This is a genomic window from Aureispira sp. CCB-QB1, assembly GCF_000724545.1.
Lineage (GTDB): Bacteria > Bacteroidota > Bacteroidia > Chitinophagales > Saprospiraceae > Aureispira.
In genome coordinates this window covers 1-1,481 of record NZ_JHBV01000181.1, presented here as the reverse complement: position 1 = coordinate 1,481, position 1,481 = coordinate 1, and the positions used below count along the sequence as shown (strand labels likewise).

Here is a 1,481-nt window from a genome sequence, read left to right as displayed (position 1 = left end):
GATGCCAATGGTTGTTCTTTAGAACTAACCAGTACAATTGGAGAACCCACAGAATTGACAGTTAGTGCCACCGTTCTACAACATGTTTCTTGTTTTGGAGGAAGTAATGGAGCTGTTGCCGTAAATGCTACCTCTGGTGGAGTTGGACCTTACACCTATGTTTGGACTGATCCAAGTGGACAAGTAGGATTAAATGCGTCGAATTTGAGTGCAGGAGCTATTTCGGTGCTTGTTACAGATGCCAATGCTTGTACGGCAATGGCAACGGTAACCTTAACAGAAGGAACGCCCATCACGGTAACAGAAACAGTGAGCAACATCAGTTGTCATGGTTTGACCGATGGTTCCATCAACATTACTGGTTCGAACAAAGTATTGGTGAATTACAGCTGGTCAAATGGAATGGTGAGCAATCCTGTGACAGGCTTGGGTGCTGGTAATTATACGGTAACGGTAACGGATGCCGATGGTTGTCAAGAAACGTTTAACTACACGATAACAGAGCCTGCTCCAATTAGCTTGAGCATAGCTTCTACCAATAGCATTTTGTGTTATGGAGATGGCAATGCAGCTGCACAAGTGACAGCAACTGGCGGAACGAGTCCTTACAACTACAATTGGTCCAATGGTGCGACAACACGTACAACGAGTAATTTGACGCCAGGTACTTATGATGTAACGGTGACCGATAGTAGAGGTTGTTTTGAAACAACAAGCATCTCCATCGTAGAGCCAGAAGAATTGACTATTACAGGCAATACGACAGGCACATTGTGTGCAGGGGATCAAACAGGAACCTTGACCGCATTTGGATCAGGAGGAACAGTGACAGTTGGTTTGTTAGAATACAGTATTGATGGCAGTACGTGGCAAAATGGCAATATCTTCTCTGGCTTGGCGTCAGGAATTTATACCTTGTCGGTTCGAGATGAAAATGGCTGTGTTGCCGACACCATGTTGGTGGTAGAAGATGCAGATCCATTCTTTATCACAAGTATGACAGGCGATACAACCATCGAATACTTGGATAGCTTGACGATAGCAGCTAGTTTGAACGATACGGTTGGAGTGACTTACAGTTGGCAACAAATTTCTGGGGCAATGGGCTTGGTAACAGACAGCAGCTTTAGCTTTGGAATTAGACCACAGGATGCGGTACAATATCAATTTACAGCAACAAATAGCAATGGCTGTTCAGTGGATAGTATTGTCATGATAGAAGTAACCAAATTAAGAAGAGCGAATGCTCCAACAGGCTTTACGCCAAATGGAGATGGGGTGAATGATTACTTCTTTATTCAAGGTGGTTCAAAAGTTCAGACCGTAACGATCTTTAGAGTGTACGATAGATGGGGAACTTTGGTCTTTGAGGGCAACAACTCAGAGATTAATGTACCAGAACAAGGATGGAATGGAATCTATCGTGGTCGTCCAGCTCCTTCTGGAACATATACTTGGTATGCTGATGTCTTGTTTAAAGA

The 1,481-nt window shown here is 43.8% G+C and carries 1 protein-coding gene; it reads left to right on the top strand.

The annotated features are described in order from the left end of the window. On the top strand, positions 1-1,481 hold a 1,481-nt coding region (locus CG11_RS28985), incomplete at both ends, for a gliding motility-associated C-terminal domain-containing protein (protein WP_156039976.1).